6 protein-coding genes (1 of these 6 only partly in view) are annotated in these 7,500 nt (G+C 40.0%); all 6 read left to right on the forward strand.

Annotated elements, in window-relative coordinates; translation table 11 throughout:
- Positions 1-1,344, forward strand: coding sequence for a chromosomal replication initiator protein DnaA (gene dnaA / locus NST18_RS00005; protein WP_004888455.1), 1,344 nt, complete (start codon positions 1-3; stop codon positions 1,342-1,344).
- 156 nt (positions 1,345-1,500) lie between these two features.
- A complete protein-coding gene (dnaN, locus tag NST18_RS00010) occupies positions 1,501-2,637 on the forward strand; it encodes a DNA polymerase III subunit beta (protein ID WP_004888456.1) in 1,137 nt (378 codons plus the stop codon).
- A gap of 98 nt (positions 2,638-2,735) precedes the next feature.
- Positions 2,736-2,948 carry a S4 domain-containing protein YaaA gene (gene yaaA, locus NST18_RS00015; RefSeq protein WP_004888458.1) on the forward strand — a complete coding sequence of 71 codons (213 nt, stop codon included), beginning with the start codon at positions 2,736-2,738 and terminating at the stop codon, positions 2,946-2,948.
- Between the two features lie 14 nt (positions 2,949-2,962).
- Positions 2,963-4,078, forward strand: coding sequence for a DNA replication/repair protein RecF (gene recF / locus NST18_RS00020; protein WP_340721119.1), 1,116 nt, complete (start codon positions 2,963-2,965; stop codon positions 4,076-4,078).
- A 60-nt stretch (positions 4,079-4,138) separates the two neighbouring features.
- A complete protein-coding gene (gene gyrB, locus NST18_RS00025; protein WP_064213889.1) occupies positions 4,139-6,046 on the forward strand; it encodes a DNA topoisomerase (ATP-hydrolyzing) subunit B in 1,908 nt (635 codons plus the stop codon).
- 72 nt (positions 6,047-6,118) lie between these two features.
- Positions 6,119-7,500 carry the 5' portion of a DNA gyrase subunit A gene (gene gyrA, locus NST18_RS00030; RefSeq protein ID WP_004888464.1) on the forward strand. Its footprint extends 1,069 nt past the window's final position, so the window shows 1,382 of its 2,451 coding nt (coding positions 1-1,382); the start codon lies at positions 6,119-6,121; the stop codon falls past the right edge of the window.

The raw sequence follows: 7,500 nt of genomic DNA on the forward strand, positions 1-7,500 counted from the left end.
GTGGAAAATATTTCGGACTTATGGAATAAAGCATTGGCCGAAATTGAGAAAAAAATTAGCAAACCGAGTTTTGAAACATGGTTAAAATCAACGACTGCACATTCGTTAAAGGGCGATATCCTTATTATTACCGTTCCAAACGAATTTACAAAAGACTGGCTCGAATCGCGCTACACCCGGCTTATTGAACAAACGCTCTATGATATTACCGGGGAAGAATTAAAAATCAAATGCACGATTCCTAACGATCAAACATCGGAAGAATTTGATGTAAAACCAACAAGTAAACCGCGAAAACACGATGATGAACAAACAGAATTTCCACAAAGCATGCTCAATCCGAAGTATACGTTCGATACATTCGTCATTGGATCTGGAAATCGCTTTGCTCATGCTGCCTCTTTAGCTGTGGCAGAAGCACCGGCCAAAGCATACAACCCCCTTTTCATTTATGGTGGTGTAGGCCTAGGCAAGACGCACCTCATGCACGCAATCGGTCATTACGTTCTTGAACACAACCCATCAGCGAAAGTCGTTTATCTATCTTCTGAAAAGTTTACAAACGAATTTATTAATGCCATTCGTGACAACCGTCCGGATGATTTTCGTAACAAATATCGCAATGTGGACGTGTTACTAATAGATGATATTCAATTTCTAGCTGGAAAAGAACAAACGCAAGAAGAGTTTTTCCATACGTTTAATACGCTACATGAAGAAAGTAAGCAAATTGTCATCTCAAGCGACCGACCACCAAAAGAAATTCCGACGTTAGAAGATCGCCTTCGTTCTCGTTTTGAATGGGGCTTAATTACAGACATCACTCCTCCCGATTTAGAAACGAGAATTGCAATTTTGCGCAAAAAAGCGAAAGCGGAAGGATTCGACATACCGAACGAAGTGATGTTGTACATTGCTAATCAAATTGATTCGAACATTCGTGAATTAGAGGGGGCACTCATTCGCGTCGTTGCTTACTCTTCTTTAATTAATAAAGAAATTAACGCAGATTTGGCAGCTGAAGCATTAAAAGATATTATTCCGAGCTCCAAACCAAAAGTTATTACGATCCAAGATATTCAACGCGTTGTCGGGGAGCATTTTAATGTAAAACTCGAAGATTTCAAGGCGAAAAAGCGGACAAAATCTGTTGCTTTTCCAAGACAAATTGCAATGTATCTTTCACGCGAACTGACGGACTGTTCGCTCCCAAAAATTGGTGAAGAATTTGGAGGGCGTGACCATACGACTGTTATCCATGCCCATGAAAAAATTTCAGCTCTCATTCAGACTGACGTTCAATTGCAAAAACAGCTGAAAGAAATTATGGAGAAACTGAAATAATGTGAATAACTACTTTGTGTTTGTGCACAGTCTGTCCACATGTGGATAGTCTGTGCTTCCTTTGTTTTACTCACTTATCCACATAATCACAGCGCCTATTACTATGATTAATAGTTTTTTAAAAAAATATAATTAATAATTAGGGAGGTTTTCTTTGTGAAAGTTACTATCGATCGCGAGCACTTAGTGAGAAGTGTGCAAGATGTTATGAAAGCTGTATCATCCCGAACGACCATTCCTATTTTGACTGGAATTAAAATTGTCGCCTCTGAGCAAGGAGTTACATTGACAGGGAGTGACTCAGATATTTCGATTGAATCGTTTATTCCAGCGGAGGAAAAGGATCGTATTATTGTTGACGTCATTAAACAAGGGGGCGTAGTTCTCCAAGCGCGATTTTTTAGCGAAATTGTTCGTAAACTACCGAAAGAAACCGTACAAATCGAAGTAAAAGATCAATTTGTCACAACCATTCGTTCCGGAAAAGCCGAATTTCACTTAAACGGATTGGATCCAGAGGAATATCCGCGCTTACCACAAATTCAAGAGGAAAACATGTTTAAAGTTCCAGCTGATTTGTTAAAACATGTAATTCGTCAAACTGTATTCGCTGTATCGACTTCAGAAACACGTCCGATCTTGACAGGTGTAAACTGGCGAATTGAAAATAATGAACTGACGTGTATTGCAACAGATAGCCATCGGCTAGCTATGAGAAAAGCAAAAGTAGAAACGGAATCAGAAGCGTACTTCAATATCGTCATTCCGGGAAAGAGTTTGAACGAACTAAATAAAATCCTCGAAGAGTCGAATGAACTTGTGCACATTGTCGTGACAGAAAATCAAATATTATTCAAAACAAAACATTTGTTGTTTTTCTCACGATTATTAGACGGGAACTATCCGGATACGTCTCGACTTATTCCAACAGACAGTCAGACAGATGTGATTGTAAAAACGAAGGAGTTTCTACAAGCGATCGACCGTGCATCTTTATTAGCGCGTGAAGGAAGAAACAACGTTGTTCGTTTATCGACACTAGCCGACAAAATCGTTGAAATTTCTTCGAACTCACCTGAAATCGGAAAAGTAGTTGAAGAAGTGCAGTGTGAACAAGTTGAGGGAGAAGAATTAAAAATTTCTTTCAGCGCAAAATATATGATGGATGCACTAAAAGCGTTAGAAGGGACAGAAATTAAAATTAGTTTTACTGGTGCAATGCGACCATTTTTAATTCGTCCGCTTCATGACGATTCGATGCTCCAATTAATTTTACCTGTGCGCACATATTAAAAGCTGCTAGATGAACTAGCAGCTTTCCTTTTCTTCACCTTTCTTTTTTAGTACAATGAAAGAATGGACACTTTTTATAGAAAGTGAGCGGATGATGGATGAAAGAAATAAAAATTTCAACAGAAACCATTACACTCGGACAATTTTTAAAACTAGCGAACGTCATCTCAACAGGTGGGATGGCGAAATGGTTTTTACAAACAAACGATGTATTTGTTAATGGTGAGCAGGAACAACGTCGCGGGCGAAAGCTGAAGGTAGGGGACGTTGTCGACATCAAAACAATCGGTACATTTACGATTTGTTCGTGAAGGTGGGAGCACCTTTGTTTTTGGAACAATTAACTTTAAAAAACTACCGCAATTATGAACAAGGTTGTTGGCAATTTCAAAATAAAGTAAACGTCATTTTAGGTGAAAATGCCCAAGGTAAGACGAACATCATGGAATCCATTTATGTTTTATCTATGGCGAAATCACATCGAACGACGAACGATAAAGATTTAATTCGTTGGGACGAAGATTATGCTAAAATAGAAGGTAAAGTAGGAAAGAAAAACGGGTCCATTTTTCTGCAACTAACTGTGTCAAAAAAAGGTAAGAAAGCAAAACTCAATCATATTGAACAGGCGAAGTTAAGCAGATATGTCGGGCACATGAACGTTGTCATGTTTGCTCCAGAAGACTTAAACCTTGTAAAAGGGAGCCCACAAATTCGAAGACGTTTTATCGACATGGAGATCGGTCAAGTATCTCCTGTTTACATGCATGAGCTTGGTCAATATCAAAAAGTGTTGCAACAAAGAAATCAATATTTGAAACTACTTCAGTCGAAAAAACAGATGGATGAAACGTTTCTTGATGTGCTTACAGAACAACTGGTAGAACTTGCAGCTAAGATCACGCTTAAAAGATACGAATTTATCGAATTATTACAAACGTGGGCAAAACCGATTCATGGTGAAATTAGTCGAGGTAATGAACAATTAGCTATTCACTATTGTCCTTCGGTTCATGTATTAGACAAACAACAATGGTCGAGAATAGTAGAAGTGTATAACGACAAGTTCGCACAAATAAAAACAAAAGAAATCGAACGAGGCACAACACTTATCGGGCCACATCGAGATGATTTATCGTTCACAATTAACGGAAAGGATGTACAAACGTTCGGTTCACAAGGACAACAACGAACGACGGCCCTTTCATTGAAACTAGCTGAAATTGATTTAATTTTTTCGGAAATTGGAGAGTACCCTATTCTTTTACTTGACGATGTCCTATCAGAACTGGATGATTTTCGCCAAACGCATTTGTTAAATGCTATACAAGGCAAAGTGCAAACATTCGTAACAACAACGAGCATAGATGGGATTGAGCATCGCGTTATTCGTGATGCAGATGTGTACGAAGTTGTCTTGGGACAAATGATGAGACGATAGTTGTTTATCAAACTCGGACGTATTGTCCGAAAAGGAAAGCGTAGGTGATCAATAGTGACGATGGAACAAATTGTTTATGATGAAAGTCAGATTCAAGTGCTCGAAGGATTAGAAGCAGTACGAAAAAGACCGGGGATGTATATCGGATCAACTGGACCGAAAGGATTACACCATCTCGTTTGGGAAATTGTCGACAACAGTATTGATGAAGCGCTAGCTGGATTTTGTACGGAAATCAACGTCATTGTTGAAGAAGACAATAGCATTACAGTTATCGATAACGGTCGGGGGATTCCAGTTGGCATTCATGAAAAAATGGGGAGACCAGCTGTTGAAGTAATTATGACTGTGTTGCACGCTGGAGGGAAATTCGGCGGCGGTGGATATAAAGTATCTGGCGGTTTGCATGGGGTCGGTGCGTCTGTTGTTAATGCGTTGTCAGAAGAACTAGAAGTATATGTACATCGCGATGGAAACATTCACTATCAAAAATATAAGCGCGGTGTGCCTTGTTCTGATTTACAAGTTGTAGGTGAGACAGATCGGACAGGAACAACGATTCATTTTAAGCCAGATCCGGAAATTTTTACAGAAACGACGGAGTATGATTACGATACACTCGCGCACCGTTTACGGGAGCTTGCTTTTTTAAACAAAGGCATTCGTATTACGCTAGAAGATCGACGCGGTGAAAAGCGACGCAACGAATACTACTATGAAGGCGGAATTTCTTCATACGTTAAACATTTAAATCGGACAAAAGAAACGCTTCACGAGGAACCAATTTATATTGAAGGGGAGAAAGACGGGATTCAAGTCGAAATTGCCCTACAATACAACGATGGTTATACAAGTAATATATACTCATTTGCGAATAACATTCATACACATGAAGGTGGTACGCACGAGTTAGGGTTTAAAACAGCTCTGACGCGAATTATTAATGATTATGGCCGTAAAAACAATATGTTTAAAGAACAAGATGCTAATTTAACAGGTGAGGACGTACGGGAAGGATTAACGGCCATCATTTCGGTGAAACACCCAGCGCCACAGTTCGAGGGGCAAACGAAGACGAAACTCGGAAATAGTGATGCTCGTACGGCGACAGAGTCCATTTTTGCTGAACAATTTGAGAAGTTTTTACTCGAGAATCCATCCGTTGCAAAAAAAATCGTTGAAAAAGGAATTTTAGCTTCTCGAGCACGTTTAGCAGCGAAGCGAGCGCGAGAATTAACGAGAAGAAAAAACGCCCTTGAAGTATCAAGTTTGCCTGGGAAATTGGCAGATTGTTCATCGAGAGACCCAGCGATATGTGAACTGTATGTTGTTGAGGGAGACTCGGCAGGTGGTTCTGCAAAACAAGGACGCGATCGTCATTTCCAAGCGATTTTACCGTTGCGCGGAAAAATTATTAACGTTGAAAAATCACGTTTAGATAAAATTTTATCCAACAATGAAGTACGTGCGATTATTACAGCTCTTGGCACGGGAATCGGGGAAGATTTTGATATTACAAAAGCTCGTTACCATAAGATCATTATTATGACGGACGCCGATGTCGATGGTGCACACATTCGCACATTGTTATTGACATTTTTTTATCGCTACATGCGCGAGGTCATTGAACAAGGCTACGTTTACATCGCTCAACCACCTTTATATAAAATTCAGCAAGGAAAACGAATCGAATATGCATATAGTGATCGACAACTTGAAGAAATATTAACGCGGTTACCTGAACAACCAAAACCGGTCATTCAACGTTATAAAGGTCTTGGGGAGATGAATCCTGAACAACTTTGGGAAACAACAATGAATCCAGAAACGAGAACGTTGTTGAAAGTGAGTTTGCAAGATGCGATGGAGGCGGACGAAACGTTCGAAATTTTAATGGGGGACAAAGTCGAGCCGCGTAGACAATTTATTGAAGAAAACGCAAAATACGTAAAAAATCTAGATATTTAAACATGTCGGAGAGTGTTTGTTCACCCTCCCCTTGTTTTATTATTTTGCTAAGTAAGGGAGGTTCGTTGTTGTATGTCTGAACGAGTAAAAGAAGTGAGTATTAGTCAAGAAATGCGTGCATCGTTTCTTGACTATGCGATGAGCGTCATTGTATCTCGCGCGCTCCCTGATGTGCGTGATGGTCTAAAGCCGGTACATCGTCGTATTTTATATGCAATGCACGATTTAGGAATGACGGCGGACAAGCCTTACAAAAAGTCGGCACGTATTGTCGGTGAAGTCATCGGGAAATACCATCCACACGGTGATGCAGCGGTATACGATACGATGGTGCGGATGGCACAAGATTTCAACTATCGATATATGCTTGTAGATGGACATGGAAACTTCGGATCAATTGACGGGGATGCTGCAGCAGCAATGCGCTATACAGAAGCGAGAATGTCGAAAATTTCGATGGAGCTGTTGCGAGATATTAACAAAGACACGATTGATTACCAAGACAACTATGACGGTTCAGAACGAGAGCCAATTGTTTTGCCAGCTCGTTTTCCGAATTTGCTTGTGAACGGATCTTCAGGGATTGCGGTTGGAATGGCAACAAATATTCCGCCGCATCAACTTGGAGAAGTCATTGATGCTTTATTAGAGCTAATGAAAGATCCAGATATGACGATTGCTGAATTAATGGAATATTTGCCAGGACCTGATTTTCCGACAGGTGCGCAAATTATTGGGAGAGGCGGTATACGAAAAGCGTATGAAACAGGACGAGGTTCGATTACGTTGCGTGCCAAAGCAGAGATCGAGCAAAAAGAGAACGGAAAAGAAGTGATTATCGTCCGTGAGTTACCTTATCAAGTCAATAAAGCGAAGTTAATTGAAAAAATTGCTGAGCTTGTACGCGAAAAGAAAATTGATGGCATTACAGATTTGCGTGATGAGTCGGATCGAAGCGGCATGCGTATCGTCATTGAAGTACGAAGAGATGTGAGTGCTCATGTCGTACTTAACAATTTATATAAACAAACGGCTTTACAAACGAGCTTTGGCATTAATATGCTTGCTCTTGTTGACGGTCAACCAAAAGTATTGAATTTGAAACAATGTTTACAGCATTATTTAGAACATCAAAAGGTTGTTATTCGTCGTCGTACGCAATTTGAGTTAAACAAGGCAGAAGCACGCGCCCATATTTTAGAAGGACTACGCATTGCCCTCGATCACCTAGATGAAGTGATTGAGCTCATTCGTCAATCCGCGACCGTAGATGTAGCAAAAGAAGGGTTAATGACAAAGTTCCAGCTAAGCGAAAAGCAAGCGCAAGCTATTTTAGATATGCGCCTGCAACGTTTAACTGGATTAGAGCGTGAAAAAATCGAGCAAGAGTATGCTGAGTTATTAGGACTTATTGCACGTTTAAAGGCTATTTTAGCTGATGAACAAAAAGTGTT

The organism is Anoxybacillus sp. FSL W8-0104 (genome assembly GCF_038004465.1).
Lineage (GTDB): Bacteria > Bacillota > Bacilli > Bacillales > Anoxybacillaceae > Anoxybacillus > Anoxybacillus flavithermus_G.